The following is a 25,425-nucleotide window of genomic DNA, read 5'->3' as shown; positions in this document are numbered from 1 at the left end:
CCAGATGTGTTTAAGAGACAGGGGGAGGGGGCGTTACGGGCGTACAGGCGTCGTCCACGTACGACTCGGGCCGCAGGCGGTGCTCCAGCGCCCAGTCGAGCAGTTCCTGCTGTTGCTGCCCCTTGGCGTGACGCGCGAAGAACTCGACGAGGAGCACGCACGGGAGCGGTTCGCCGGGCCGGGCGTTGAGCGTGGCCGCGTGCAGCACCGCCGACCAGGGTTCCGTGCAGTGCGGCGGCAGCGGATCGGGATGACGGCCGAGCGCCTCCTGGAAGGCGCCGACGACATCGAGCACTTCCAGGCCGCTGAGCAGCGCCATCAGCCGTTCCCAGCTGTGGGGCGGGAAGACGGGCACCTCGGCCAGCGCGATGGCCGTCCGTACCCGCGCCATGTGGCGGGTCTCGCCCTCCAGGGCCGAGACGACGGTGCCGAGCACCTGGAAGCCGTCCGGGTAGGGCATCACTTCCTTGAGCAGGAACAGCAAGGCGATGCGCCGGCGGCTGCTGTCCTGCACGGCGATGGTGGCCCCGAGCGCACGGCTCACCTGGCGCGCGCACTCGTGGAGCAGCGCGGGCTCCTCGAAGGACGGGACGGCGTCCAGCGCGTCGAGGAGGATTTTGGGTGGCCCCCAGGATCCCCGGGATGCCGTCATGGGGTCTCGTCTCCGGGCGTCGTCGGCCACAGCTCCTTGAACAGGTCGAGCGCGGCGATAGCGGGCTGCGACTCGTCGTCAAGCAGGCGCAGGGCGTCGAGCAGGGCCTGCCTGCCCCCGCGGTGGTCGGCGCAGCCCTGGACGATGTAGAAGAGCTGAAGCCGGAGGCGGGGGCTGCCGCGCAGGGTGCGCCGGATGCGGGTGGGCAGCAGGCGGCGCAGTGCGGCCGCCCCGTCCTCCTCGATCAGCGGCACATTCAGGAGCGCGTCGGCCAGGGCGAACTGGTCCTTGTCGGACGGCGGCTCCGGTGCCCGCCGCTGCGTGCCGGACCCGGCAGACTCCACCATCGGGGACAGCGGCGGCCACATGCGCGCCGCGGCTTCCAGGGGGAGCATCCAGGCCACCTTGGCCTGCTGGTCGGTATAGGCGGCGGTGATCATTCCGATGACCCGGCGCGCCGCCGGATCCCAGACACCGGCCCCGCTGAATCCGTGGCCGACCCGGGCGCCCGCCGCGGAGAGCCCCTCGATCTGGATCCAGTCCCGCTGTGGGCCGCCGCGTCCCGCGAGGCGGGCCGATGACCACAACCCGTCGGGTGCGCCCGGCGGATGGCCGTACGCGCTCACCTCACGGCGGTCCGGATCGCCGCACGGGCCGACCCGCGCGGGCAGCAGGTCGTCGGGCGGCGACCAGTCGGTGCGCAGGACGGCGAGGTCCCCGTCCGACCCCCCGGCCAGCGGGCCGGGGAACCACCCTCCCGGCGCGACGCCCGCCTCACCGGCCGGGCTGTCCGGACAGCCCGGGGCGTCGATGAGAACGGGGCCCTCCGGCCGGTCCCTGCCCGCCCCGACGGCCGACGCCACCACATGGGCGCAGGTCAGCACGACACCCGGCATCACCAGGATGCCGGCGCCCTGCACGGCGCCGCGCGGTGACAGAACGCGGACCCTTCCTAAGGCCGCAACTCCCGTATCCCCCATGGCCACTGCCACGTCCCTTCCCCCGGCGCGGAGCCGTCGTCGGACGCTCCGCAGATGAAGACGCTCCGCACAGCAACCAGCGTACGAAGCGCGGGCGCGCGATACACGGGCTACGCGCATCCGGGAGCTTTACCGGAGATGTCCGGGACGAATCATCGAAGTACGTCCGGGTGCCCGACGGCACGCGAGCGGCGTACCGCGCGACAGGGGTTTCGCGACCGCCGAGCCGGCGGAGCGGGTCACGGCCTCAGGGCCAGACAAGGCAGTACGCCTGATGCCCCGCGTCATGCAGCCGGTGGCTGAAGTCCTGCCATTCGTGCAGGAGTTGGTACACGTTGAACGCGTCGCGCGGGCCGCCGCGGTCGGGGACCGTGGACCAGATGAACGCCGCGGCGCCGACCGACTCCTCGCCGATGCCGCGCAGCGGGTCGACGACCGTCATGGGGAGCTTCACCACGGCGTAGTCGGGGTGCAGGACGACCAGTTCGAGCGGGGGGACCTTGTGCAGGGGTATGCCCTCGATGCCGGTCAGGACCATCGCGGCCACCGTCTCCGGCTTGATCTTCGTGAACATGCCGCCCATGCCGAGCTCATCGCCGCCCAGCTCCTCGGGGCGCATCGAGATGGGCACACGGGCGGCGGTCGCGCCGTCCGGGGCTCCGAAGTATTTGTACGTCACCCCGCCCACCCGGCCACTCCTGGTTGCCGCCCGGTCCTGCTCCGAATCGCCCAGCTCCGACGTCCGTGGTGTCTGCTTGTCGGCCGCTTCCGCCTCGCGCCGGTGCTTGCCGATCCGCCGGGCACGCCGGGGACCCAGGCCGTCGGTCCCCTCGCCCAGTCCGCCACCGCGATGCATATCTCCACCCGACTGCTTTTCCAGGGCGCCCCGCCCCTGCTTTTCTAGGCCTCGAGGCCCCCGCCACGCAACCCGATCATCGTGTCAGTGACCTCCCCCACGGTCACCCGCTAAAACGTGGGGTGAAACACCTGTCCGCAGGATGCCCGAACCCTCTGACACCATGGCTCGTGTGAGCTTCCCGTATAGCGCCCCAGTTTCGCAGACTCTTTTCGACCGTGCGGCGGCCGTGACGCCCGGCGGTGTGAACTCTCCCGTGCGCGCGTTCCGCGCTGTGGGTGGTACGCCCCGCTTCATGGTGTCCGGTACCGGTCCGTACCTGACGGACGCCGACGGCCGTGAGTACGTCGACCTCGTCTGCTCGTGGGGGCCGATGATCCTCGGCCACTCCCACCCCGATGTGATCGCCGCCGTCCAGGAGGCCGTCGCGCGCGGCACGTCCTTCGGCACCCCGGGTGAGGGCGAGGTCGCGCTCGCCGAGGAGATCGTCGCCCGCATCGAGCCCGTCGAGCAGGTGCGGCTGGTCTCGAGCGGTACCGAGGCGACGATGTCCGCGATCCGCCTCGCCCGCGGATTCACCGGCCGCGCCAAGATCATCAAGTTCGCCGGGTGCTACCACGGCCATGTCGATGCCCTGCTCGCCGCCGCCGGTTCCGGTGTCGCGACGCTCGGTCTTCCGGACACCCCCGGCGTCACCGGCGCCCAGGCGGGCGACACCATCGTCGTCCCGTACAACGATCTCGAAGCGGTGCACGAGGTCTTCCACCGGTACCCCGGAGAGATCGCGTGCGTGATCACCGAGGCGTCGCCGGGCAACATGGGCGTGGTGCCGCCGCGGCCGGGCTTCAACGAAGGCCTCAAGACCGCGTGCGCCAAGAACGGCGCTCTCTACATCTCCGACGAGGTCATGACGGGCTTCCGCACGTCGAAGGCCGGTTGGTACGGGGTCGACGGTGTGCGCCCCGACCTGATGACCTTCGGCAAGGTCATGGGCGGCGGCTTCCCGGCCGCCGCTTTCGGTGGTCGCGCCGATGTCATGGCGCACCTCGCGCCCGTCGGGCCGGTCTACCAGGCGGGCACGCTGTCCGGTAACCCCATCGCGACGGCCGCGGGCCTCGCGCAGCTGCGGCTCCTCGACGACGCCGCGTACGCGAAGGTCGACGCCGTATCCGAGCAGCTGCGCGGACTCGTGACCGAGGCGCTCACCAAGGAGGGCGTCGCGCACCGGCTGCAGAACGCGTCGAACATGTTCTCCGTCTTCTTCACCGAGCGTGAAGTGCGGAACTACGACGACGCGAAGAAGCAGGAGTCGTTCCGCTTCACCGCCTTCTTCCACTCGATGCTGTCGCAGGGCGTGTATCTGCCGCCGTCGGCGTTCGAGTCCTGGTTTGTGTCCACCGCCCACGACGAGCGGGCGATCGAGCGGATCGCCGCCGCCCTGCCGGGCGCCGCGCGCGCGGCCGCGGAAGCTACGGAGGTCACCGCATGAGCGGTACGGCACCGGGCGACGAGCTCACCGTCGTCCACGTGATGCGCCACGGCGAGGTGCACAACCCGGAAGGCATCCTCTACGGACGCCTTCCCGACTACCACCTCTCCGAGCTCGGCCGGCAGATGGCCGACCGGGTCGCCGAGCACCTCGCGTCCCGCGACATCACGCATGTCGTCGCCTCTCCGCTGGACCGCGCCCAGGAGACGGCCATGCCGATCGCCAAGGTGCACGGCCTCGACCTCGCGACGGACGGCCGGCTCATCGAGGCGGGCAATGTCTTCCAGGGCAAGACCTTCGGCGTCGGCGACGGCGCGCTGAAGAAGCCGGAGAACTGGAAGCACCTGGTCAACCCCTTCAAGCCGTCCTGGGGCGAGCCGTACGTCGAGCAGGTCGTGCGGATGATGGGTGCCCTGGACGCGGCGAAGGACGCGGCCCGCGGGCATGAGGCGGTGTGCGTCAGCCACCAGCTGCCGATCTGGATCGTGCGCAGCTTCGTGGAGAAGCGGCGCCTCTGGCACGACCCGCGCAAGCGGCAGTGCACGCTCGCCTCGCTGACGACGTTCACGTACCGCGGCGACAAGATCGTGTCGGTGGGGTACACGGAGCCCGCGCGGGATCTCGTCCCCGCGCATCTCCTCGCGGGCGCCAAGCCGGTGAAGGGGAAGGGCAAGGCGTTCGGAGCGTAGCGCTCCGCTGGAATTGGCGTGATGTGTCGTCGTTCGTCTGCGGCGGCGTTGTGGCTTGTCGCGCAGTTCCCCGCGCCCCTACGGGGCGCCTACGCCGGGTAATGGGTTCACGACTGTATGTCCGTTCTTGGTAAAAGGCACCAAATATATGCCTAGTTGCCGGAACCCCTCTGTTCTTCGCGTCCTCTAACGGGTCGTCCGTCCTGCGTGACCTGCATGGACGGGCCGAGGGTGCGACGAACAGGGGATGGAATGCGCGACATCAGTCGCAGGGGAATGCTGGGCCTCGGGGCCGGTGCCGCGGCCGCTTTGGGAATGGCGGGCTGTGGCGCCGGCGGCGCAGGCGGCGACAGCCATTCCGCGGGTTCCGCCAAGGGCGGGGGCACCGGCGGCGAGAAGCCTTCGGCGAAGCCGATCGGTGACGGTTCGACGGCTTTTACCGGGCAGCAGCCCCGGCAGCCCGCCAAGCCCGTTCCGCTGGAGCCGGGGCAGACGCCCCCGCAGTTCGTGATCTTCTCCTGGGACGGTGCGGGCGAGGTCGGCAACGGTCTCTTCCCGCGTTTCCTGAAACTGGCCGAGGACTATGACGCGCGGATGACGTTCTTCCTCTCCGGGCTCTATCTGCTGCCCGAATCGAAGAAGCGTCTCTACCGTCCGCCGAACAATTCCGTGGGCGCATCCGACATCGGCTATCTCACCGACGGCCACATCAAGGAGACCCTCAAGTACGTCCGCCAGGCCTGGCTCGAGGGCCATGAGATCGGCACGCACTTCAACGGGCACTTCTGCGGCGGAACCGGCAGCGTCGCCAACTGGACGCCCGCGCAATGGCAGGACGAGATCGACCAGGCGACGTCCTTCGTCAAGGAATGGCGCACCAATACCGGCTGGACCGATCTGCCGCCGCTGCCCTTCGACTACGACAAGGAACTCATCGGCGGCCGCACGCCCTGCCTCCTCGGCCAGGACAATCTGCTGCCGACGGCGAAGAAGCTCGGCTGGCGCTATGACGCCTCATCGCCCGGCGGCCGTCAGCGCTGGCCCGAGAAGAAGCTGGGGATCTGGGATCTGCCGCTGCAGGCCGTGCCGTTCCCCGGGCACTCCTTCGAGGTCCTCTCGATGGACTACAACATCCTCGCCAACCAGTCGCAGAACTCCACGAAGGCGCCGCCGGCCAACTACCCGGGCTGGCGCAAGCAGGCGACCGAGGCCTATATCGCCGGGTTCAAGCGGGCCTACGAGACCAACCGCGCGCCGTTCTTCATCGGCAACCACTTCGAGGAGTGGAACGGCGGCATCTACATGGATGCCGTCGAGGAAGCCCTCAAGCACATGGCCGGGAAGAAGGACGTACGCCTCGTCTCCTTCCGGCAGTTCGTCGACTGGCTCGACGTCCAGGACCCCAAGGTGCTCGCCGAACTCCAGGGCCTCGACGTCGGGCAGCTTCCCTCCGGCGGTTGGAAGGGGCTGGGAAAGGCCGCCTGAAATGGGACTTTCCGCTACTGCGGGGGGTGCGGAAGATCCCCGAAACAGACATGCGAAACTTTTCACATGAGTGCCGCCTGCCGCGCCCCCCACAGCACGAACCGCAGTCGTAGCCGCAGCCGCGCCGCCCTTCTGGGCGCTGGGGCCGCGGTCGCCGCGCTGACTCTGTCGGCGTGCGGCTCCGGAGGTACGTCGGGAGGGTCCGGGAACACGAACTTCGTCACCGGCTCCGACGGCATCGCCACCCTCGGCAAGGGGGAGCGCACGGACGGCCCGAAGATCGAGGGCGAGACCCTCGAGGGCGAGCGGCTGAACCTCGACGACTACAAGGGCAAGGTCGTCGTCCTCAACGTCTGGGGTTCCTGGTGCCCGCCCTGCCGGGCCGAGGCGCCGAACTTCGTGAAGGTCGCAGGCGCCACCAAGGACGAGGGCGTGCAGTTCGTCGGGATCAACACCCGCGACAACGACAAGGGCCCCGCCCTCGCCTTCGAGAAGGACTACAAGGTCCCCTACCCGAGCCTGCACGACCCGATGGGCAAGCTGATGCTGCGCTTCCCCAAGGGCACGCTGAACCCGAACTACATCCCCTCCACGATCGTCATCGACCGGGACGGGAAGGTCGCGGCACGCTCGCAGCAGCCGCTGAACGAGAAGAAGCTGCGCAAGATGATCGACCCGCTGATCGCGGAGAAGTGATGTCCTCGTGATGTCTCACCTCGCCGCCGCCGTCGGTGAACCGAACCAGACCGTGATGAACGGGGCGCTCCTGCTCGCGCTGCCCGTCGCCCTCCTCGGCGGTCTCGTCTCCTTCTTCTCGCCGTGCGTACTGCCGCTCGTGCCGGGCTATCTCTCGTACGTCACCGGGGTCGGCGGCACCGATCTCGCGGAGGCCAAGCGGGGGCGCATGGCCGCCGGCGCCGGGCTCTTCGTGCTCGGCTTCACCGCCGTCTTCGTCTCCACCGGCGCGCTCTTCGGCTACGCCGGACAGAATCTGCAGGAATACCAGGACGTCATCACCAAGGTGCTCGGCGCGCTGATGATCGTCCTCGGCATCTTCTTCATGGGGCTCATGCCCTGGCTGTCCCAGCGTGAGTTCCGCTTCCACAAGAAGCCCGCCGCCGGGCTCGCGGGAGCTCCGATACTGGGCGCGCTGTTCGCCGTGGGCTGGGCGCCCTGCGTCGGACCGACCCTCACGTCCGTCAACACCCTGGCCCTCGACCAGGCGAGCGCGGGCCGCGGGGCCATACTGAGCGTCGCGTACTGCCTGGGACTCGGCGTCCCCTTCATCCTCGCGGCCATCGCCTTCCGCAAGGCGCTCGGCGCGTTCAGCTGGGTGAAGAAGCATTACGTCTGGGTGATGCGCATCGGCGGCATCATGATGATCGCGACCGGACTGCTCCTCGTCACCGGCGTGTGGGACGGCATCGTGCAGCAGATGCAGGTCTGGTCCAACGGCTACACGGTGGGGATCTGATCCATGAGCGACACGAAGACGAGCACCAAGACGAGCACCAAAGCCACGGACGACGGCACGCAGGACCTGGGAGCCGCGGGCGCCCAGCTGTCCACCGCCCCCGTGGACCGGCTGATGCCCGGCTCCTTCGGCGGCAAGCGCGCACCCGGTGCCGCGGGCTCGCTGGCCTGGGCGGGCCGCGAAGTCGTCGGCTGGGTGCGCTGGATGTGGCGGCAGCTGACCTCCATGCGGGTCGCGCTGCTGCTGCTCCTGCTGCTCTCGCTCGGCGCGATCCCCGGCTCGCTGATCCCGCAGACCAGCATCGACGAGCTGAAGGTCCAGGACTTCAAGAAGGCGCACACCACGCTCGCGCCGATCTACGAGAAGTTCCAGCTGTTCGACGTCTACAGCTCCGTGTGGTTCTCGGCGATCTACATCCTGCTCTTCGTCTCCCTCATCGGCTGCATCGTGCCCCGCACCTGGCAGTTCGTCGGTCAGCTGCGCGGCCGCCCGCCGGGCGCCCCCAAGCGCCTCGAGCGGCTGCCCGCGTACACCACCTGGCGCACCGAGGCCGAGCCCGAGCAGGTGCACGAGGCCGCTCTGAAGCTCCTCAAGGGGCGCCGCTTCCGTGCGCACACCACGGGCGGGCAGGGTGCCGCCGAGGCTTCCGTCGCCGCGGAGAAGGGCTATCTGCGCGAGGCCGGCAACCTCTTCTTCCACCTCTCGCTGATCGTGCTCCTGGTGGCCTTCGCCGTCGGCGCGCTGTTCAAGTCCGAGGGCGGCAAGCTCGTCGTCCAGGGCGACGGGTTCTCCAACACCCTCACCCAGTACGACAACTTCAAGTCCGGCAGCCTCTTCGACACCGACGAGCTGGCGCCGTTCAGCTTCAAGCTGGACAGCTTCGAGTCGTCGTTCGAGCGGTCGGGCCCCGAGCGCGGCACGGCCCGCGACTACCGGGCGAACGTCACCTACAGCGAGGGCGCGGACGGCGCCGAGAAGAAGAGCTACATCGAGGTCAACAAGCCGCTCGAAGTCGACGGCTCGAAGGTCTACCTCCTCGGCCAGGGCTACGCCCCGACCGTCACCGTCCGCGACAGCAAGGGCAAGGTCGTCTACAAGGCGTCCGTGCCGCTGCTTCCGATCGACTCGAACGGCACCGCCACCGGCGCCATCAAGGTGCTCGACGGCTACCGCGACAAGAACGGGAAGAAGGAGCAGCTCGGCTTCAACGCCTTCTTCGTCCCGACGTTCGCGGGCACCGGCAAGGGCAACATGTTCTCCCAGTTCCCCGCCCTGGACTATCCCGTGCTCGCGCTGTCCGCGTACCACGGAAGCCTCGGCGTCGACTCGGGTCTGCCGCAGAACGTGTACCAGCTGGACACCAGCAAGATGACGAAGTTCGAGGACTCCAAGGGCGATCTGCTGAAGCAGCGGATGCGGCCCGGCGAGACGATGAAGCTCCCGAACGGTGCCGGCTCGATCACCTTCGAGAAGGACATCAAGCACTGGGCCACCTTCCAGATCTCCCAGCAGCCCGGCAGCATGTGGGCGCTCGTCGGGGCGGTCTGCGCCATCGTCGGGCTCGCCGGCTCGCTGTTCCTCCAGCGCCGCCGCGTGTGGGTGCGGGCCGTGCGGGGCGCCGACGGCGTCACCGTCGTCGAGATGGCCGGGCTCGGCCGCAGCGAGTCCGCGAAGCTGCCCGAAGAACTGGCCGAACTCGCCGCACGCCTTCATGAAAAGGCGCCGGGCGCGCCCGATCCCGACCATTCCGACCCCACCCCCGATGTTGTTCCTGCCGAAGGGGCTGAGAAGTGAATCTCGCCACCACCCTCGCCGCCGAACCGAACGAGAACCTCGCGAGCATCAGCAATGTGCTGATCTACTCCGCGATGGCCGTCTACCTCCTTGCCTTCTTCGCGCACATGGCAGAGTGGATCCTCGGCAGCCGCAGCAAGGTCGGCCGCACGGCCGCCGCGCTGACCGCCGAGCCCGAGGCCGCCGCCAAGGCGCCCGCGGTCACCGTCAAGGCCAAGGGCGGCACCGCCGTCCTCGAGCGGCCGAAGGCGGCCCCCAAGGTCGTCACCCGGTCCGTGACCGGATCACGCGATGTGCCGGACGGCCCCGGTGCGGCGGCCGGTGACGAGAAGGGCGATCTCTACGGCCGTATCGCCGTGTCCCTCACCGTGCTCGGCTTCCTCGTGGAGTTCGGGGGTGTGCTCACCCGCGCCATGTCGGTGGAGCGGGCGCCCTGGGGCAACATGTACGAGTTCAACATCACCTTCTCCACCATGGCCGTGGGTGTGTACCTCTCACTGCTCGCGCTGAAGAAGAACGTGCGCTGGCTGGGCCTTCCGCTGATCACCTCGGTCCTCCTCGATCTCGGTCTCGCCGTCACTGTCTTGTACACCGCCAGCGACCAGTTGGTTCCCGCCCTTCACTCGTACTGGCTGTGGATCCACGTCTCCACCGCGATCTTCTGCGGTGCGGTGTTCTACGTCGGCGCGGTCTCGACGATCCTGTACCTCTTCCGCGACTCCTACGAGAACAAGCTGTCGGGCGGCGGTCAGCCCGGCCGCTTCGCGACCTCCGTCCTGGAGCGGCTGCCCGCCGCGGCCACCCTGGACAAGTTCTCCTACCGCGTGAACGCCGCCGTCTTCCCGCTGTGGACGTTCACGATCATCGCGGGCGCGATCTGGGCGGGCGACGCGTGGGGCCGCTACTGGGGCTGGGACCCCAAGGAGGTCTGGTCCTTCATCACCTGGGTCGCCTACGCCTGCTACCTGCACGCCCGCGCGACGGCCGGATGGAAGGGCCGCAAGGCCGCCTACCTGGCCCTGATCGCCTTCGGCTGCTGGCTGTTCAACTACTACGGCGTGAACATCTTCGTCACCGGCAAGCACTCGTACGCCGGGGTCTGAACCCCCGTACCGCCGTTGCCTCTTGAGGCCGGTTCCCGTGACCTGTGATCCCTGTGATCCAGGCCATGGGAACCGGCCTTCGTCGTACGGACAGATAAGGGGCGTGGAGATGAATCAGGGGGAACTTCAGGCACACCGGAGAGCCTTACGCGTCCGCATCAGGGACGGTGACGCGGACGCCTTCGGTGAGCTCTTCGACGCGTACGCGCGCTCCGTCTACAACCACGCCTACCGGCTGACCGGCGACTGGTCGGCGGCCGAGGACACCGTCTCGCTGACCTTCCTCGAGGCGTGGCGCCTTCGCGGCAAGGTCGACGTGGAGGGCGGTTCGCTGCGGCCGTGGCTGCTCGGCGTCGCGACGAACGTGACACGCAACGCGCGGCGCGCGACCCGGCGGCACGCGGCGGCCGTCGCGCGCCTGCCGCGGGCGGAGGCCGTCGCGGACTTCGCCGACGAGGTCGCCGGGCGCATCGACGACAAGGAGCAGCTCGCTCTCGTACGCAAGGCGCTCGACGCCCTGCGCCGTCCCGAGCGTGAGGTGCTCGCCCTGTGCGTGTGGTCGGGGCTCGACTACGCGTCGGCGGCCGCCGCGCTCGGCATCCCTGTCGGCACCGTGCGCTCCCGGCTCTCCAGAGCCCGTACAAAACTCGCGAAACATATGGAACCGCCTTCCGGGCGCGGACAGATGAGAGATGACCGCACCACCGCGGTCAGGCCCATCAGGGAGGGAAACCGATGAGCGAATTTCCCGAGCGCGACCTTCCGCCGGGCCGTCATCACCTGCTCAGGGAGCACCTGTTGACCGAGATCCGGCAGAACGAGACCGAGACCGAGACCGCGTCCGCGTCCGCGGCTTCGCCGAAGAAGACCTCCAAGCGCTGGTTCCGCCCCGCGCTCATCGCGGGAGCGGTGGTCGCGTCCGTCGCGGCGGGCGTGCTGGTCGCCTCGCCGTTCGGCGGCCAGTCGGCGCAGGCCGCGCCGTCGGAGGAGACCGTGCGGATGTTGGAGGACATTGCCGCGGCGGCGAAGAAGCAGCCCGTGCCCAAGGGCATCCGCGACGACCAGTACGTGTACATCAAGAGCAAGGGAGGCTACTTGGAGCAGGAGGAGGGCAAGCCCGCCAAGCTCGATCCCGTGCACCAGCGCGAGTTCTGGCTCTCGGTGGACGGCAAGCACGACGACCTGCTGCACGAGCCCGCCAACGGCTTCGACAACGAGGTCCTGAAGGTGGAGGGGGCGCCCATGCCGTCCGACACCAACTACCGCAACCTGGAGAAGCTGCCGACCGACCCCGTCAACATGCTGGACTGGCTCCACAAGGAGAGCGACGGCAGCTCCAGCGAGGACCAGGCCACCTTCGTGCTCGTCGGCGACCTCTCGTACGAGTCGCTGATGCCGCCCAAGCAGGCGGCCGCGCTCTACCTCGCGGCTTCGAAGATCCCCGGGGTCAAGCTGATCGACGACGCGGTGGACGCCGAGGGGCGGCACGGCGTCGCCATCGCGCGCGAGGACGAGGGGGAGCGTCAGGAGCTGATCTTCGACAAGGAGACGAAGCAGTTCCTCGGGGAGCGGCAGGTCGCGGTCGAGGATCTGCCGTACGGCCCGAAGAAGGGTGATGTGATCGGCCGCAACGCGGTCCTGGAGCGCACGGTCGTCGACAAGGCGGGCCAGCGCCCGTAAGCAGCGTCCGTAAGCAGCGTCCGTAAGCAGCCCTGTAGGCAGTCGCAGAGGGTGCGGAACGGGACGTACCGGGCCAGGCTTGTGCCATGAACGCGAGGATCGGGCAGGGCACAAGCCGGACGGAGGGCTCCACCGGTACTGGGGGGCCGACCCAGCACCTGCACTACGAGCTCCACCTTCCCCACCCTGTGGAGAAGGTCTGGGCGGCGGTCGCCAGCCCGGAGGGACTTCCGGGGTGGCTGGCCGCCGCCGACGTGCTGGAGCCCCGGCTCGGCGGCGCGGTCACGCTGCGCTGGCTCAACGGAGACGAGGCGGCGAGCCACTCCGGGCACATCACCGCCTGGGACCTCGAGCACGTCGCCGAGTACACGATCGACCTGCACGGACGCTGCCGCTTCCACCTCGAGCCGGCCGACGCGAAGACCGGCACGACCGTCCGCTTCACCAACGAGTTCACCGGCGACGACGAGCTGCGCCTCGACTGCCTGGCGGGCTGGCACAACCACTTCGAGTTCCTCGCCGACGCGCTCGACGGCCACCCGAAGGACTGGTCGACGTGGAGCCTGGACCGGTGGCGCGAGCTGCGCGAGCAGTACGCACAGGGGTGATCACCCCACCGTGATCACCCCACCGTGATCAGCTGCCGAAGGGGATGTCCTTCGGCGTGGCCATGCGGCGGGTCTCCGGGTGGGCCTTCACGTAGTCCGTGATGTACGAGAGCGACTCCCGCACCCCGCTGTCGTCGGTGCCGCAGCCCTTCACGCCGCTGACGCCGTCCGGGTAGCACGACATCCGGTTGCCGTAGATCAGGCTGTCCACGGCGGCGCTCCCGTCGGCGGAGTCGAGCAGGGTGGCGGCGCGGTCCCGGTCGCCCTTGCCCACCGTCCAGCCGACGGTCTGCGCGAGCTCTCCGGCGTCCCGGGGCTTCCTGGCGGCCTCCAGCTCCTGCCGGATGCTGCCGAACTTCAGGGCCATGCTGAACAGGCCGTTGTCCATGACGCGCTGGTTGCCGGGGATGTTCGGCCCGTGCTCGGCGAAGCCGTCCCGGACGTCGGCGTAGGCGCCGCTGTAGCTGACCGCTTCCTTGGAGTTCAGGTCACCCAGGGCGTTCTTCCAGCCGCTGCCGCCCTCCGTGCCGTAGAAGCCGTAGAGCACGCGGATGCCCCTGCTCTCCAGCTTCTCGCGCGCCATGTCCCGCAGTGCGGCCACCGAGCAGTGGCGCCACTCGGGGTCGCCGCTGTCGCACCAGTCGGGGTTCTTCATGTCCAGCCAGACGAAGGAGGCGTGACGTCCGCCGTCGTGCTCCTTCGCGATCTGGTCGAACATGTCCGACATGGTGTCGCCGGCGCTGGTGAGGGTGCCGTCGTGGTCCGCCCACCAGCCCTTGCGCCAGGCCGTGGCGTCGATCTCCAGCGCGTTGGCCCCGTTCCCGAGCGCCTTGGTCACTCCGCCCGTGGTCAGCACCCGGTGGGCGATGGCCCAGGTGGGGCGCTGCTCGGCGGTGTTCGGCGCGGCCGTGGCGGCTCCGGTGCCAAGGGTCGCCGCGGAGACGACCAGGGCCAGCGGGAGCAGTACGGCGCGAAGGCGGCGTGGGGCGGCGGCCATGAGGACGGGTCCTATCTGTTGCCTGGGCTGGGTGCTGGGTGCAGCACTGTACGTCAAGTTACCCGGGGGTAATTGAACGATGGCCGCTACTCCCCGATGTCCTCGTTCCACAACTCCGGACGCGCCGCGATGAACTCCTTCATCAACGTCACGCACTCCGGATCGTCGAGGACGACGATCTCCACGCCGTGCTCGGCCAGCCAGTCGTGCCCGCCGTGGAACGTCTCCGCCTCGCCCACGACGACCCGCGAGATCCCGAACTGCCGTACCAGGCCGCTGCAGTACCAGCAGGGAGACAGGGTCGTCACCATCGTCGTGCCCCGATACGTGCGCTGCCGTCCGGCATCGCGAAACGCCGCCGTCTCCGCGTGCATGGACGGATCGTCGTCCTGGACACGCCGGTTGTGCCCGCGCCCGAGCAGCGTGCCGTCGGCGCCGTACAGCGCGGCGCCGATCGGGATGCCGCCCTCCGCGAGCCCCCGCCGGGCCTCCTCGACGGCGGTCGCGAGCCATGCGCGGGCCTGTGCCTGATCCATGTACACACCCTTCGTCGTACACACCGTTCGTCGGACCCATCGTCCCCGCCGATGACCCCATCGGCAGGACGCCCCACTGGCTCGTGGACCAGGGCATACGCCCGCTCGTAGCTTCATGGGCATGACCTCAGAGAACAAGGGCACGGCCCAGCTCACCGCCGCGATGATGCTCTCCGGCACCCTCGGGATCTTCGTCGTCGAGTCCGGCGCGTCGGCCTTCAACGTCGTCTTCTTCCGCGTCCTGTTCGGCGCCCTCGCTCTCGGGGCGTACGCGTTCGCCCGCGGCTACTTCAAGAACCACGGCCTCACCCCGAAGAAGCTCGGACTCGCCGCGCTGGGCGGGGCGTTCATCGTCTTCAACTGGGTGTTCCTCTTCAAGGCGTACGAGGAGACCTCGATCTCGCTGGCCACCGTCGTCTACCACACCCAGCCGTTCCTGCTGGTCCTGATGAGCGCCGTCATCTTCCGCGAGCGGCTGACCAAGCATCAACTGGGGTGGCTGGGCGCCGCGTTCGCGGGGCTCGTGCTCGTCTCCGGGGTGCGGCCCGGCGACCTCGGCTCGCTCACCGGCATCGGCTTCGCGCTCCTCGCGGCCCTCCTCTACGGCCTCTCCACGCTCGTCACCAAGCGCGTCACCGGGGTACGCCCCCACCTCATCGCCCTCGTCCAAGTCCTCGTCGGCATCCCGCTGTTGCTGCCCTTCGCCGACTTCGGCGCGATGAGCGGCACGGGCGCGGGCTGGGGCTGGCTGATCGGGCTCGGCGTCATCCACACCGGTCTGATGTACGTCCTGATGTACGCGGCGTACGCCAAGCTCCCCACCGCGAAGATCGCCGTGCTCGCGTTCACCTACCCGGCGGTCGCGATGGTCGCCGACTGGGCCGTCTACGGGCACCACATCGGGATCGTCCAGGCGCTCGGCGTCCCGCTGATCGTGCTCGCGAGCCTGAAGATCAACCGCGCCAAGTCGTCGAAGACCGTGGTCAGTTCACCGGCTCCGCGGCCTGCTCCCGCACCAGCCGCACCGTCTGCTCGATGAACAGCCGCACATGGGCCGGGAGCCGCTTCCCCGTCCGCCACGCAAGCTGCGTGTGCAGTACGAACGGCGGCTCCCACGGCAGTGCGACGAGCACCCCCGAGGCCAGCTCGTCCCGCACCGCCATCCGCGGCAGCAGCGCCACCCCGAGGCCACCGGCGACCCCCCGCTTGGTGGCCTCGATCGTGCCGAACTCCATGAAGGGCGGTGGGGCGCCGTTGCGCTCGCGCAGCTCGTCCTCGAAGAGGTCGCGGTACGGGCAGCCCGGCTCCGTACCGACCAGCTGGACCGCCGCCAGATCACCCGTGGCGAGCGAACCGGCCCCGTGCGAGCCGGCCCCGTGCGAACCGGCCCCGTGCGAACCGGCCCCGTGCACCGCCAGCGGATGCGTCGGCGAGCAGACGAGCACCAGCGGCTCCTCCGCGAGCACCTCGGTCTCCAGGCCCTGATGTTCGGTCTCCCGCTCCATCAGGAATCCCACGTCGTACGTTCCCTGACGCAGCGCCTGCCGCGTCTCGTCGCCGAGGGTGGGCCGCAGCGACAGCTGCACCTTCGGGTAGCGGTGGTGGAAGAGCTCGAGGAGCGGCGGAAGGCGGTAGGAGGTCAGGGACTCCATCGTGCCGACCGCGATCGCGCCGCTCGGCTCCCCGGCGTCGACGACCGCCGCCCGCGCCTCGTCCGCGAGCTCGATGATCTGCCGCGCGTAGGGCAGCAGGCGTTCGCCCGCCGCCGTGAGGCGGATCCGGCTGCCGAGCCGGTCGAAGAGCTCGGCGCCGAGCGAGGACTCCAGGGAGCGGATCTGGCTGGTGACGCTGGACTGGGCGTACTTCAGCTCGGCGGCGGCCTGCGTGAAGCTCAGTACGGTCGCGACCTTCTCGAAGGTGATCAGCAGCCGTAGTTCCATCAGCCCTCGCTGCCCCTGTCCTTGTTCTTCTCGTCGGGGCCCTCGTCCCGCAGCGACTTCAGGAACTCGGGGTTGTCGTCCGGCGCCACCCACTGCCCGCCGCGCCCGCCGCGTACCGAACCGCCGCCGCCCGCGGGCCGGCGCACCTTGCCCGTGACGAACCAGGCGATCGGCCCGAGCAGCACTTCGCCGAAGAGCAGCACGATGATGACCCACACCACCTTCGGCAGATGCCTGACCTCCTTCTCCGGAGTGTTCAGGACGTCGATGAAGGCGTAGATCCACACCGCGAGGACCAGCAGGAACGGCAGATACCTGAGCATGGTTGCGCGATTCCCCAAGCGACGAAGGAAGGGCGGCGAAAGGGCCCCGGTGACGGGGCCAGGGTAGCCGGTGACCGATACTGGAACGCATGGCTTATGACGATCTTCGCTCCCTGCTCCGGGCTCTGGAGCGCGAGGGCGATCTCAAGCGCATCAAGGCCGAGGTCGACCCGTATCTGGAGGTCGGCGAGATCGTCGACCGGGTGCAGAAGTCCGGCGGTCCCGCGCTTCTCTTCGAGAACGTCAAGGGCTCGGCGATGCCCCTCGCGATGAATGTGTACGGGACGGACCGCCGCCTCCTGAAGGCGCTCGGCCTGAAGTCGTACAGCGAGATCAGCGACAAGATCGGCGGCCTCCTCAAGCCGGAGCTGCCGCACGGTTTCGTCGGTGTGCGCGAGGCGTTCGGGAAGCTCGGCGCCATGACGCACGTACCGCCGAAGAAGGTGAAGGACGCTCCCGTACACGAAGTGGTCCTCACCGGCGACGACGTCGACCTGGACGAGCTGCCCGCGCTGTTCACCTGGCCCGAGGACGGCGGCTCCTTCTTCAACCTGGGCCTGACCCACACCAAGGACCCGGACACCGGCGTCCGCAACCTCGGCCTCTACCGCCTGCAGCGCCACGACAAGCGCACCATCGGCATGCACTGGCAGATCCACAAGGACAGCCGCAACCACTACCAGGTGGCCGCCCGCAGGGGCGAGAAGCTGCCCGTCGCGATCGCCTTCGGCTGCCCGCCGGCGGTCACGTACGCGTCGACGGCCCCGCTGCCCGGCGACATGGACGAGTACATGCTGGCCGGATTCATCCAGGGCAAGCGCGTCGAGATGGTCGACTGCAAGACCGTCCCGCTCCAGGTCCCGGCGAACGCCGAGGTCGTCATCGAGGGCTGGCTCGAGCCCGGCGAGATGCTCCCGGAGGGCCCCTTCGGCGACCACACCGGGTTCTACACGCCGCAGGAGGACTTCCCCGCCCTGAAGATCGACTGCGTGACGATGCGCAAGCGTCCGCTGCTCCAGTCGATCGTGGTGGGCAGGCCGCCGACGGAGGACGGGCCCCTGGGCCGCGCCACCGAGCGTTTCTTCCTGCCCCTCCTCAAGGTCATCGTCCCGGACATCGTGGACTACCACCTGCCCGAGTCCGGCGGCTTCCACAACTGCGCGATCGTCTCGATCGACAAGAAGTACCCGAAGCACGCGCAGAAGGTCATGCACGCCATCTGGGGTGCGCACATGATGTCGCTGACCAAACTGATCGTGGTCGTGGACAAGGATTGCGACGTCCATGACCTGCACGAAGTGTCCTGGCGCGCGCTCGGCAACACCGACTACGCACGCGACCTGACGGTGGCAGAAGGTCCCGTCGACCATCTCGACCACGCCTCCTACCAGCAGTTCTGGGGCGGCAAGGCGGGCATCGACGCGACGAAGAAGCTGCCCGAAGAGGGATACGTACGGGACGGGGGCTGGCCGAACATGGTCGAGTCCGACCCGGAGACGGCGTCGAAGGTCGACCGCCGCTGGAAGGAGTACGGGCTCTAGATGAGTGCTGATTCAGCGACCCCGGATCTCTTCGGCCCGGAGCCCGCGCCGCCCGGCAAGGTCAGGGCCTTCCTGCGCCTCGTCATGATCGAGCACTCGGTCTTCGCGCTGCCCTTCGCGTACATCGCGTCCCTGACCGCGATGTACCAGTGGGACGAGAACATCCACTGGGGGCGGCTGCTCCTGGTGACCATCTGCATGGTCGGCCTGCGGACGTTCGCCATGGCGGCGAACCGGATCATCGACCGCGAGATCGACGCCCGCAACCCGCGCACCGCCCACCGCGAACTCGTCACGGGCGCCGTCTCGGTGAAGTCCGCGTGGACCGGCGCGCTGATCGCGCTCGTCGTGTTCCTCGGCTCGGCCGCGCTGCTCAACCCGCTGTGCCTGGCGCTCGCGCCGATCGCGGTGATCCCGATGGTGGTCTATCCGTACGGCAAGCGGTTCACCAACTTCCCGCAGGCGATCCTCGGCATCGCCCAGGCGATGGGCCCGGTCGGCGCCTGGATCGCGATCACGGGGGAGTGGTCCGGGCAGGCGGTGATCCTCGGGCTCGCCGTCGGCGTGTGGATCGGCGGCTTCGACCTGATCTACGCCTGCCAGGACGTGGAGACGGACCGCGAGGTGGGCGTCCTGTCGGTGCCCGCGCGCTTCGGCATCCCGGCCGCCGTCTGGGGTGCGCGCGGCTGCCACCTGCTGACCACGGCGCTGTTCGTCTGGTACGCGGCGTCCACCGACGCGGGCGGGTTCTTCTGGCTCGGGATCGCGGTCGTCGCCGGTGCGTTCGTCTACGAGCACTCGATCGTTAAGCCCCATGACCTGTCCCGGTTGAACCGCGCCTTCTTCCAGGTCAACGGCTTCATCGGCGTCGCGTTGTTCGGCTGCGCGCTGCTCGATCTGCTGGTGCGTGGTCTCACCGTCTAGGCTCGCAGTGTGAACCCAGGAGAGACGCGGCGTAAGCCTTGGATCGTGGGGGTGTCCGGCGCCTCGGGGACCCCGTATGCCGCAGCTGTGCTGCGCGCGTTGCTGGCGGCCGGGGAGAGCGTGGACCTGGTCGTCTCGCGGGCCTCGCGCCTGACCGTGCTCGACGAGACGGGCATCGCCTTCCGGGACGCGCACTGGCAGGACGATCTGCACGAGTGGCTGGGCCGTGGCGCCGACGGGAAGCCGGGGACGTTCGACGTGCCGGTGGACGACGTGCGGTACTGGTCGCCCGGTGATCTGGCCGCCGGTCCCTCGTCCGGGTCGTACCCGACCAAGGGGATGCTGATCGTGCCCGCGTCCACGGCGTGCGTGGCGGGGGTGGCCCTTGGCCTCTCGAAGGACCTGCTGCAGCGGTCGGCGAGCGTGACGCTCAAGGAAGGGCGCCGCCTTGTCGTCTGCGTACGCGAGACGCCGCTGAACGGGCAGACACTGAAGCACCTGGTGAGCCTGGACGAGGCGGGCGCTGTCGTGCTGCCCGCCTCTCCGGCGTTCTACGCGGGGGCGACACACATCCAGGATCTGGTGGACTTCGTCGCCGGGCGGGTGCTGGATGCGGCGGGAGTGCCGCACAGCCTGTACCGCCGATGGGAGGGAGAGCTGGGCTCCGGCCCTCGGGGGGATTAGCGCTTCTTGGCGGCGCGCTTCGTGCGGCGCTCGCCCTTGGGCGCGGCGGTCTGATGGGCACGCGAGCGGTTGGCCAGGTCCTGAAGCTCGCGCATCCGGGCGTAGGCCATCTCGATCGAGTACACGGTGACTCACTCCTGAAGGATCGTCGTTGATCTGCTGAAATTGGGAAAGATTCACAGGGCGTTGACCCTGTTGCACCTTAGATTCTACACATAGACTCGCGGTATCGCTGAATAATGAAAGGCATCGCACCTATGGACGCCGTGGACAGGCAGCTCATCCAGGCCCTGCGGGAGAACGGCAGGGCCTCGTACGCCGAACTCGGCCGCCTCGTCGGCCTCTCCGGCCCGAGCGTCACGGACCGGATCAACCGCCTCGAAGCGGCGGGTGTCATCACCGGCTACCGCGCGACAGTCGACTCCGCCTCGCTCGGCCTCGGGGTCATCGCCCTCATCGGCATCTCGCTCTCGGACGCCGCCGACCACGAGGACGTGGCGCGCCGCCTGAAGGACCTGCACGAGATCGAGGACTGCTGGTTCATCGCGGGCGACGACTCGTACATGCTCAAGGTCAGGGCCAGCGACGTGGACGGCCTGGAGAAGACGATCCGCAGGCTGAGCGGCACGAAGGGCGTCTCCAGGACGCGTACGACGATCGTGCTCTCCACGAAGTGGGAGAACCGGGTCGGGGAGCTGCCCGAAGAGGTCCAGTGACGTAGGCGTACCGTGGGCGAGGCCTGATTTACGTAGACATTGGAGAGGCGGCCGGGTATGGACGCGGGGCTGAAGCGCGAGCTGGAGCAGAAGGTCCGGGCCGGTGAGCGACTGTCCCGCGAGGACGGCATCGCGCTCTACGAGTCGGACGACCTGGCCTGGCTCGGCGGTCTCGCCCACGAGGTGCGCACGCGCAAGAACGGCGACGTCGTGCACTTCAACGTCAACCGTCACCTCAACATGACGAACGTGTGCACCGCGTCCTGCGCCTACTGCTCGTTCCAGCGCAAGCCGGGCGAGAAGGACGCGTACACGATGCGCATCGAGGAGGCCGTCCGCCTCGCCAAGGCGATGGAGGGCGAGAACCTCACCGAGCTGCACATCGTCAACGGCCTGCACCCCAACCTGCCGTGGCGGTACTACCCGCGCTCCCTGAGCGAGCTCAAGAAGGCGCTCCCGAGCGTCTCCCTGAAGGCCTTCACGGCCACGGAGATCCACCACTTCGAGACGATCTCGGGCATGTCGGCCTCCGACATCCTCGACGAGCTGATCGAGGCGGGCCTGGAGTCCCTCACCGGCGGCGGCGCGGAGATCTTCGACTGGGAGGTGCGTCAGCACATCGTCGACCACCGCACCCACTGGGAGGACTGGTCGCGCATCCACCGCCTCGCGCACGAGAAGGGTCTGAAGACCCCGTGCACGATGCTGTACGGCCACATCGAGGAGCCGCGCCACCGCGTGGACCACGTGCTCCGGCTGCGTGAACTCCAGGACGAGACCGGCGGTTTCCAGGTCTTCATCCCGCTGCGCTACCAGCACGACTTCGTGGACATGAAGGACGGCAAGGTCCGCAACCGCCTCCAGGCGCGTACGACGATGGCATCGGGCGCGGAGGCCCTGAAGACCTTCGCGGTCTCCCGGCTGCTCTTCGACAACGTCCCGCACGTCAAGGTCTTCTGGGTCATGCACGGTCTGCAGACCACGCAGCTCGCGCTGCAGCACGGCGCGGACGACATGGACGGCTCGGTCGTCGAGTACAAGATCACGCACGACGCGGACGACTTCGGCACGCCGAACAAGCTGACGCGGGAGGACCTCCTCGACCTCATCCGCGAGGCGGGCTTCCGCCCCGTGGAGCGCAATACGCGGTACGAGGCGATCCGTGAGTACGACGGACCGGATCTGTCGCTCCGGGAGACGCCGCAGGCGATGCGGGTCTGAGCCGTCTTTTCTTGAACCGTGCGCGAGCCCCGGCCTTGAGGCCGGGGCTCGCTGCGTTGTCCGGCATGCGGAAGGGGGTTGAGGCGGGCTGGTGGTAATGGTTAATCTTGCCCGATGGCACTTACTTTTCGGTTGGATCCGGAGATCGACCCCGCCCTGCGTGACGGGGTTCTCGCGCTCTGGGCCGATGTGACCGATGCCGGTGGTGCCGTCGGATTCGTGCCGCCGGCGTCCCCCGACGAGATACGTCCGGAGTTCGTCCGGCATCTGGCCGCGATGGCCGAGGGCCGCGCACGGCTCCTCGTGGGGTTCGACGAGGACGGCGCCGTCGCGGCGACCGCCTTCCTCGCCCACAACACGCACCGGCTGATGACGCACTGGATCTGGCTGTACACCGTGATGGTGCACCCCCGCCACCAGGGCAAGGGATACGGACGGGACCTGATGGCCGCCGTGGCCGACGCCGCCCGCGGGCTCGACGGGATCGAGGCGGTCCGGCTGACCTGCCGGGGCGGCACCGGCGTCGACCGCTTCTACGCGTCCTGCGGATACAAGGAGGTCGGACGGGTGCCCGACGCGATCCGCGTCGCGCCCGGCGACGACCGCGAGGACATCATGATGCTGCTCCCGCTCGGCTGAGGCTCACCCCCTTGCTCGGTGCGACCCCTCCCATGCTTCACTGGAGGGGCTCGTCCTACTCGGGCCCATTTCGGAACGGAAGAGTGGATTGACATGCTCCGCTACACGCTGATGCGCCTCGGGATCTTCGCGGGCTGCTTTTTCGCGGTCTGGGGACTTGTCTATGCAGAGGTCCTGCCGAAGGGCCTCGGGGACTCCAACCTCCTCTGGGTGCTGCTGCTCGCACTCGTCGTCTCCGCGCCCATCAGCTTCGTGGTGCTGCGCAAGGAGCGCGACCGGGCCTCGATCCAGGTCGTCGAGCGCATGGAGCGGACCAAGGTCAACCTCGAGGCGAACCGCTCGCAGGAGGACCTCGCCGACGACGCGGCCCGCGCCCAGTCGTAAGGCCTCGCAGGGCCTCGTAAGCCCTCGTAAGCCCTCGTAAGGTCCCCGTAAGGTTCGTCACACAGATCTCGGCCCCGGTTCCGGAGCGACCCGCTCCGGAACCGGGGTTTTGTGCGTTTCAGGGGGTAGCCAGCCTCTGATTGGCTGCCCTAGCCTCAAACAAGACCTTTGATGTTCCCAAAGTTCAAGTGTTAACGTGTTCGGCATGAAGACAGCAGCCGCGCCCCACGTCCCCATGAGCGTTCCGCTCGTGGCGCGCCTGCATGTCGATCTCTGCCGCTGCATGTCCGCGGCCTGTCGTTGCCGTCGTTGAACAGCGCGAGCGAGCACAGCGCGAGCGACAAGCACGAAGTGACATCTGCACTGCAGCGGCGCCGTTACGGCCGTTCCGTCTGACCCCTCGCGGTCGCCGCTCCCTCACGTCCCCTGCCATTACCCGGAGTGTGTCCGTGTCCGCGAACTCCCCCGTATCCCCGGCGTCACCGTCGGCCGAGAAGCCGAAGTCCGGCTTCCGGATACCCAAGATCCCCTTCTGGGCCCAGATCCTCGGCGGTCTGGTCATCGGCGTCCTGCTCGGCTGGCTCGCCCGCAGCCAGGACATCTCCTGGCTGGTCACCACCCTGGACAAGGTGGGCAGCACCTTCATCGGGCTGCTGAAGCTGGCGGTCGCCCCGCTCGTCTTCTTCGCCATCCTGGTGTCGATCACCAACCTGCGTAAGGTCAACAACGCGGCGCGGCTCGCCTCCCAGACGCTGGTCTGGTTCATGATCACCTCGCTGATCGCGGTCGTCATCGGCCTCGCGATCGGCCTCATCACGAACCCCGGCGCCGGCACCGGCCTCACCCCGAAGGACGGCGCCAAGCCGGACGACGCGGGCTCGTGGATCGACTTCCTCACGGGGATCATCCCGACGGACGTCGTCACGCCGTTCACCGACCTCAACGTCCTGCAGATCGTCTTCATGGCCGCCGTCGCCGGTATCGCCGTACTGAAGATCGGCGACAAGGCCCAGCCGATCCTGGACCTGAGCGAGTCGGTCCTCGCCCTGCTCCAGAAGGCCCTCTGGTGGGTCATCAAGCTCTCCCCGATCGGCACCATCGGCCTCATCGGCTTCGCCATCGCCGACTACGGCTGGGACCTGATCTCCAAGTACGCGACGTTCACCGCCGACATCTACATCGGCTGCGCCCTGGTGATGTTCGGCGTCTACCCGCTGCTGCTCGCGTTCGTCGCCAAGGTCAACCCGCTGCAGTTCTTCAAGGGCGCCTGGCCCGCGATCCAGCTGGCCTTCGTCTCCCGCTCCTCGGTCGGCACCATGCCGGTCACCCAGAAGGTCACCGAGCGCCTCGGCGTGCCGAAGGAGTACACGTCCTTCGCGGTGCCGTTCGGCGCCACGACCAAGATGGACGGCTGCGCCGCGATCTACCCGGCGATCGCCGCGATCTTCGTCGCGCAGATCTTCGACGTGCAGATGGGCATCAAGGAGTACCTCCTGATCGCCTTCGTGTCGGTCGTCGGCTCCGCCGCCACCGCCGGTCTGACGGGCGCCACGGTCATGCTGACCCTGACCCTGTCGACGCTGGGCCTCCCGATGGAGGGCGTGGGCCTGCTGCTCGCCATCGACCCGGTCCTGGACATGATGCGAACGGCTACGAATGTGGCCGGTCAGGCGCTGGTGCCGGTGATCGTCGCGGCCCGCGAGAAGATCCTCGACCGCGAGGCGTACGAGAACGCGTCGGCTTCGCCGCTCGACGACTTCGACGGGACCATGGACCAGCCGCAGGCGGTGCCCGCCGCCGCCTGATGTCCCCCGGCTCGTTCCCGCTGCCGCGCCCCGTTCCCGGATCTTTCCGGGGGCGGGGCGCGGTGGTTGTTCGGGGCTGACCGTAGGCTGGGCCATCTGTGCACAAGTTGTGTGGAAGGCGGGCGGCCGGGGGTGGGCGAAGTGAAGGCCGGGGTGGCTGGAGGGGACAGGGTTCCCGGAGCGGCCGGGAAGCGGCAGAAGCGGATGCCGCGGGCCGTGCGGGAGCAGCAGATGCTGGACGCCGCCGTGCGGATCTTCGGGCAGCGTGGTTACCGTGCCGCGTCCATGGATGAGATCGCTGAGGTCGCCGGGGTCTCGAAGCCGCTCGTCTATCTCTATCTGAACTCCAAGGAAGAGCTGTTCACCGCGTGCATCAGGCGGGAGGCGGCTGCGCTCGTCGCCGCCGTGCGGCGCGGGGTGAGCGGCGGTGGGCCCGCCGACCGGCAGTTGTGGGCCGGGCTGCGGGCCTTCTTCACGCACACCGCCGAGCGGCCCGACGCGTGGGCGGTGCTGCACCAGCAGGCGCGGACGCACGGGGAGCCGTTCGCCGCCGAAGTCGCCGTCATGCGCGAGGAGATCCTGACTTTCGTCACGTCCCTGATCGCGGAGGCGGCGCGGGAGGCGCACGGGAATCCGGCCCTGGCCGAGCGTGAAGTGGCGGGGCTCGCCCAGGCGTTGGTGGGCGCGGCGGAGTCGCTGGCGGGCTGGGCCAACGAGGACGCGTCCGTCTCCGAGAAGGAGGCCGCGGCGACGCTGATGAACTTCGCGTGGGCCGGGCTCGGGGATCTGATGCAGGGACGCCGGTGGTCACCCGGGGGGTAGTGGGGGTGTGGCGGTGACGGTGCCGGTGAGGTGGATGGTGCCGGTGGCATGGATGGTGCCGGTGGGGGAGCGCAGTTCGAAGG

The 25,425-nt window shown here is 68.9% G+C and carries 28 protein-coding genes; 20 read left to right on the top strand and 8 right to left on the bottom strand.

Annotated elements, in window-relative coordinates:
* Nucleotides 1–10: 10 nt before the first annotated feature.
* From E2651_RS21725 to E2651_RS21715, 3 genes are all read right to left on the bottom strand, one after another.
* Entirely contained in the window at nucleotides 11–652 is a 642-nt protein-coding gene (locus E2651_RS21725; protein WP_135332862.1) for a hypothetical protein, read from the bottom strand.
* Nucleotides 649–1,572: a trypsin-like peptidase domain-containing protein gene (locus E2651_RS21720; protein ID WP_167828851.1), complete on the bottom strand. Its 924-nt coding sequence runs from the start codon at nucleotides 1,570–1,572 to the stop codon at nucleotides 649–651. Before E2651_RS21720 ends, E2651_RS21725 begins: the two co-directional genes overlap by 4 nt.
* Nucleotides 1,573–1,879: 307 nt before the next feature.
* Entirely contained in the window at nucleotides 1,880–2,320 is a 441-nt protein-coding gene (locus E2651_RS21715; protein WP_135332860.1) for a hypothetical protein, read from the bottom strand.
* 331 nt (nucleotides 2,321–2,651) lie between these two features.
* Here E2651_RS21715 and hemL point away from each other — a divergent pair, with 331 nt between their 5' ends.
* From hemL to E2651_RS21660, 10 genes are all read left to right on the top strand, one after another.
* The gene (hemL, locus tag E2651_RS21705; protein WP_135332858.1) at nucleotides 2,652–3,977 is read left to right on the top strand and encodes a glutamate-1-semialdehyde 2,1-aminomutase; all 1,326 of its coding nucleotides are present in this window, start codon (nucleotides 2,652–2,654) and stop codon (nucleotides 3,975–3,977) included.
* Nucleotides 3,974–4,666 (top strand): histidine phosphatase family protein, encoded by a 693-nt coding sequence (locus E2651_RS21700; protein ID WP_135332857.1) that lies wholly within the window; start codon nucleotides 3,974–3,976, stop codon nucleotides 4,664–4,666. The genes hemL and E2651_RS21700 overlap by 4 nt, the downstream gene beginning before the upstream one ends.
* A 252-nt stretch (nucleotides 4,667–4,918) precedes the next feature.
* On the top strand, nucleotides 4,919–6,151 hold the full coding sequence (locus E2651_RS21695; RefSeq protein ID WP_135332856.1) for a hypothetical protein: 1,233 nt from the start codon (nucleotides 4,919–4,921) through the stop codon (nucleotides 6,149–6,151).
* 66 nt (nucleotides 6,152–6,217) lie between these two features.
* Nucleotides 6,218–6,847 (top strand): TlpA disulfide reductase family protein, encoded by a 630-nt coding sequence (locus tag E2651_RS21690; protein ID WP_135332855.1) that lies wholly within the window; start codon nucleotides 6,218–6,220, stop codon nucleotides 6,845–6,847.
* 10 nt (nucleotides 6,848–6,857) lie between these two features.
* Nucleotides 6,858–7,625: a cytochrome c biogenesis protein CcdA gene (locus E2651_RS21685; protein ID WP_135332864.1), complete on the top strand. Its 768-nt coding sequence runs from the start codon at nucleotides 6,858–6,860 to the stop codon at nucleotides 7,623–7,625.
* Nucleotides 7,626–7,628: 3 nt separating this feature from the next.
* A complete protein-coding gene (locus tag E2651_RS21680) occupies nucleotides 7,629–9,419 on the top strand; it encodes a cytochrome c biogenesis protein ResB (protein WP_135332854.1) in 1,791 nt (596 codons plus the stop codon).
* Nucleotides 9,416–10,522, top strand: coding sequence for a c-type cytochrome biogenesis protein CcsB (ccsB, locus tag E2651_RS21675; RefSeq protein WP_135332853.1), 1,107 nt, complete (start codon nucleotides 9,416–9,418; stop codon nucleotides 10,520–10,522). Before E2651_RS21680 ends, ccsB begins: the two co-directional genes overlap by 4 nt.
* A 109-nt stretch (nucleotides 10,523–10,631) precedes the next feature.
* Nucleotides 10,632–11,261: an RNA polymerase sigma factor gene (locus tag E2651_RS21670; protein ID WP_135332852.1), complete on the top strand. Its 630-nt coding sequence runs from the start codon at nucleotides 10,632–10,634 to the stop codon at nucleotides 11,259–11,261.
* A complete protein-coding gene (locus tag E2651_RS21665) occupies nucleotides 11,258–12,202 on the top strand; it encodes a CU044_5270 family protein (protein ID WP_135332851.1) in 945 nt (314 codons plus the stop codon). Before E2651_RS21670 ends, E2651_RS21665 begins: the two co-directional genes overlap by 4 nt.
* Before the next feature lie 86 nt (nucleotides 12,203–12,288).
* Nucleotides 12,289–12,810 carry an SRPBCC domain-containing protein gene (locus E2651_RS21660; protein ID WP_135332850.1) on the top strand — a complete coding sequence of 174 codons (522 nt, stop codon included), beginning with the start codon at nucleotides 12,289–12,291 and terminating at the stop codon, nucleotides 12,808–12,810.
* A gap of 28 nt (nucleotides 12,811–12,838) precedes the next feature.
* Here E2651_RS21660 and E2651_RS21655 read toward each other — a convergent pair whose 3' ends face one another.
* Together E2651_RS21655 and E2651_RS21650 are read right to left on the bottom strand one after the other, a co-directional pair.
* The gene (locus E2651_RS21655) at nucleotides 12,839–13,807 is read right to left on the bottom strand and encodes a phospholipase (RefSeq protein ID WP_209446210.1); all 969 of its coding nucleotides are present in this window, start codon (nucleotides 13,805–13,807) and stop codon (nucleotides 12,839–12,841) included.
* Nucleotides 13,808–13,893: 86 nt separating this feature from the next.
* Nucleotides 13,894–14,343: a nucleoside deaminase gene (locus E2651_RS21650; RefSeq protein ID WP_135332849.1), complete on the bottom strand. Its 450-nt coding sequence runs from the start codon at nucleotides 14,341–14,343 to the stop codon at nucleotides 13,894–13,896.
* Between the two features lie 121 nt (nucleotides 14,344–14,464).
* On the opposite strand from E2651_RS21650, the gene E2651_RS21645 reads away from it, so the two are divergent.
* Entirely contained in the window at nucleotides 14,465–15,382 is a 918-nt protein-coding gene (locus E2651_RS21645; RefSeq protein WP_135332848.1) for a DMT family transporter, read from the top strand.
* Here E2651_RS21645 and E2651_RS21640 read toward each other — a convergent pair.
* Nucleotides 15,327–16,283, bottom strand: a complete 957-nt coding sequence (locus E2651_RS21640; RefSeq protein WP_135332847.1) for a LysR family transcriptional regulator — start codon at nucleotides 16,281–16,283, stop codon at nucleotides 15,327–15,329. The two genes, E2651_RS21645 and E2651_RS21640, sit on opposite strands and share 56 nt — an antisense overlap.
* Nucleotides 16,283–16,606, bottom strand: coding sequence for a PLD nuclease N-terminal domain-containing protein (locus E2651_RS21635; protein WP_135332846.1), 324 nt, complete (start codon nucleotides 16,604–16,606; stop codon nucleotides 16,283–16,285). The genes E2651_RS21640 and E2651_RS21635 overlap by 1 nt, the downstream gene beginning before the upstream one ends.
* Nucleotides 16,607–16,695: 89 nt before the next feature.
* Between E2651_RS21635 and E2651_RS21630 the strand changes: the two genes are divergently transcribed.
* Genes E2651_RS21630 through E2651_RS21620 form a run of 3 tightly spaced genes read left to right on the top strand, consistent with a single transcriptional unit; the run spans nucleotide 16,696 to nucleotide 19,755 of the window.
* Nucleotides 16,696–18,147 (top strand): menaquinone biosynthesis decarboxylase, encoded by a 1,452-nt coding sequence (locus E2651_RS21630; RefSeq protein ID WP_135332845.1) that lies wholly within the window; start codon nucleotides 16,696–16,698, stop codon nucleotides 18,145–18,147.
* Nucleotides 18,148–19,071: a menaquinone biosynthesis prenyltransferase MqnP gene (gene mqnP / locus E2651_RS21625; protein WP_135332844.1), complete on the top strand. Its 924-nt coding sequence runs from the start codon at nucleotides 18,148–18,150 to the stop codon at nucleotides 19,069–19,071.
* 9 nt (nucleotides 19,072–19,080) lie between these two features.
* A complete protein-coding gene (locus E2651_RS21620) occupies nucleotides 19,081–19,755 on the top strand; it encodes a UbiX family flavin prenyltransferase (protein WP_135332843.1) in 675 nt (224 codons plus the stop codon).
* Here E2651_RS21620 and E2651_RS45965 read toward each other — a convergent pair.
* Entirely contained in the window at nucleotides 19,752–19,880 is a 129-nt protein-coding gene (locus tag E2651_RS45965; RefSeq protein ID WP_280922802.1) for a hypothetical protein, read from the bottom strand. The two genes, E2651_RS21620 and E2651_RS45965, sit on opposite strands and share 4 nt — an antisense overlap.
* Before the next feature lie 132 nt (nucleotides 19,881–20,012).
* On the opposite strand from E2651_RS45965, the gene E2651_RS21615 reads away from it, so the two are divergent.
* From E2651_RS21615 to E2651_RS21590, 6 genes are all read left to right on the top strand, one after another.
* Nucleotides 20,013–20,471: an Lrp/AsnC family transcriptional regulator gene (locus tag E2651_RS21615; RefSeq protein WP_135332842.1), complete on the top strand. Its 459-nt coding sequence runs from the start codon at nucleotides 20,013–20,015 to the stop codon at nucleotides 20,469–20,471.
* Nucleotides 20,472–20,528: 57 nt separating this feature from the next.
* On the top strand, nucleotides 20,529–21,692 hold the full coding sequence (gene mqnE, locus E2651_RS21610) for an aminofutalosine synthase MqnE (RefSeq protein ID WP_135332841.1): 1,164 nt from the start codon (nucleotides 20,529–20,531) through the stop codon (nucleotides 21,690–21,692).
* Nucleotides 21,693–21,806: 114 nt separating this feature from the next.
* Complete coding sequence (locus tag E2651_RS21605) at nucleotides 21,807–22,331, top strand: GNAT family N-acetyltransferase (RefSeq protein WP_135332840.1); 525 nt, start codon at nucleotides 21,807–21,809, stop codon at nucleotides 22,329–22,331.
* A gap of 93 nt (nucleotides 22,332–22,424) precedes the next feature.
* Complete coding sequence (locus E2651_RS21600) at nucleotides 22,425–22,715, top strand: DUF4229 domain-containing protein (protein ID WP_135332839.1); 291 nt, start codon at nucleotides 22,425–22,427, stop codon at nucleotides 22,713–22,715.
* Nucleotides 22,716–23,164: 449 nt separating this feature from the next.
* Nucleotides 23,165–24,520 carry a dicarboxylate/amino acid:cation symporter gene (locus tag E2651_RS21595; protein WP_135332838.1) on the top strand — a complete coding sequence of 452 codons (1,356 nt, stop codon included), beginning with the start codon at nucleotides 23,165–23,167 and terminating at the stop codon, nucleotides 24,518–24,520.
* Nucleotides 24,521–24,724: 204 nt separating this feature from the next.
* Entirely contained in the window at nucleotides 24,725–25,342 is a 618-nt protein-coding gene (locus E2651_RS21590; protein WP_135332863.1) for a TetR/AcrR family transcriptional regulator, read from the top strand.
* Nucleotides 25,343–25,425: the final 83 nt, after the last annotated feature.

The organism is Streptomyces sp. MZ04, assembly GCF_004684775.1.
Classification (GTDB): Bacteria; Actinomycetota; Actinomycetes; order Streptomycetales; family Streptomycetaceae; genus Streptomyces.
The sequence above is the reverse complement of the archived record's forward strand: the minus strand, read 5'-3'. Positions and strand labels throughout refer to the sequence as shown.

Coding starts and splice junctions, on each gene's coding strand:
- E2651_RS21725 (WP_135332862.1), bottom strand. CDS start 652: ATGACGGCATCCCGGGGATCCTGGGGGCCACCCAAAATCCTCCTCGAC.
- hemL (WP_135332858.1), top strand. CDS start 2,652: ATGGCTCGTGTGAGCTTCCCGTATAGCGCCCCAGTTTCGCAGACTCTT.
- E2651_RS21700 (WP_135332857.1), top strand. CDS start 3,974: ATGAGCGGTACGGCACCGGGCGACGAGCTCACCGTCGTCCACGTGATG.
- E2651_RS21695 (WP_135332856.1), top strand. CDS start 4,919: ATGCGCGACATCAGTCGCAGGGGAATGCTGGGCCTCGGGGCCGGTGCC.
- E2651_RS21690 (WP_135332855.1), top strand. CDS start 6,218: ATGAGTGCCGCCTGCCGCGCCCCCCACAGCACGAACCGCAGTCGTAGC.
- E2651_RS21685 (WP_135332864.1), top strand. CDS start 6,858: ATGTCTCACCTCGCCGCCGCCGTCGGTGAACCGAACCAGACCGTGATG.
- E2651_RS21680 (WP_135332854.1), top strand. CDS start 7,629: ATGAGCGACACGAAGACGAGCACCAAGACGAGCACCAAAGCCACGGAC.
- E2651_RS21670 (WP_135332852.1), top strand. CDS start 10,632: ATGAATCAGGGGGAACTTCAGGCACACCGGAGAGCCTTACGCGTCCGC.
- E2651_RS21665 (WP_135332851.1), top strand. CDS start 11,258: ATGAGCGAATTTCCCGAGCGCGACCTTCCGCCGGGCCGTCATCACCTG.
- E2651_RS21660 (WP_135332850.1), top strand. CDS start 12,289: ATGAACGCGAGGATCGGGCAGGGCACAAGCCGGACGGAGGGCTCCACC.
- E2651_RS21655 (WP_209446210.1), bottom strand. CDS start 13,807: ATGGCCGCCGCCCCACGCCGCCTTCGCGCCGTACTGCTCCCGCTGGCC.
- E2651_RS21650 (WP_135332849.1), bottom strand. CDS start 14,343: ATGGATCAGGCACAGGCCCGCGCATGGCTCGCGACCGCCGTCGAGGAG.
- E2651_RS21645 (WP_135332848.1), top strand. CDS start 14,465: ATGACCTCAGAGAACAAGGGCACGGCCCAGCTCACCGCCGCGATGATG.
- E2651_RS21640 (WP_135332847.1), bottom strand. CDS start 16,283: ATGGAACTACGGCTGCTGATCACCTTCGAGAAGGTCGCGACCGTACTG.
- E2651_RS21635 (WP_135332846.1), bottom strand. CDS start 16,606: ATGCTCAGGTATCTGCCGTTCCTGCTGGTCCTCGCGGTGTGGATCTAC.
- E2651_RS21630 (WP_135332845.1), top strand. CDS start 16,696: ATGGCTTATGACGATCTTCGCTCCCTGCTCCGGGCTCTGGAGCGCGAG.
- mqnP (WP_135332844.1), top strand. CDS start 18,148: ATGAGTGCTGATTCAGCGACCCCGGATCTCTTCGGCCCGGAGCCCGCG.
- E2651_RS21615 (WP_135332842.1), top strand. CDS start 20,013: ATGGACGCCGTGGACAGGCAGCTCATCCAGGCCCTGCGGGAGAACGGC.
- mqnE (WP_135332841.1), top strand. CDS start 20,529: ATGGACGCGGGGCTGAAGCGCGAGCTGGAGCAGAAGGTCCGGGCCGGT.
- E2651_RS21605 (WP_135332840.1), top strand. CDS start 21,807: ATGGCACTTACTTTTCGGTTGGATCCGGAGATCGACCCCGCCCTGCGT.
- E2651_RS21600 (WP_135332839.1), top strand. CDS start 22,425: ATGCTCCGCTACACGCTGATGCGCCTCGGGATCTTCGCGGGCTGCTTT.
- E2651_RS21590 (WP_135332863.1), top strand. CDS start 24,725: ATGCCGCGGGCCGTGCGGGAGCAGCAGATGCTGGACGCCGCCGTGCGG.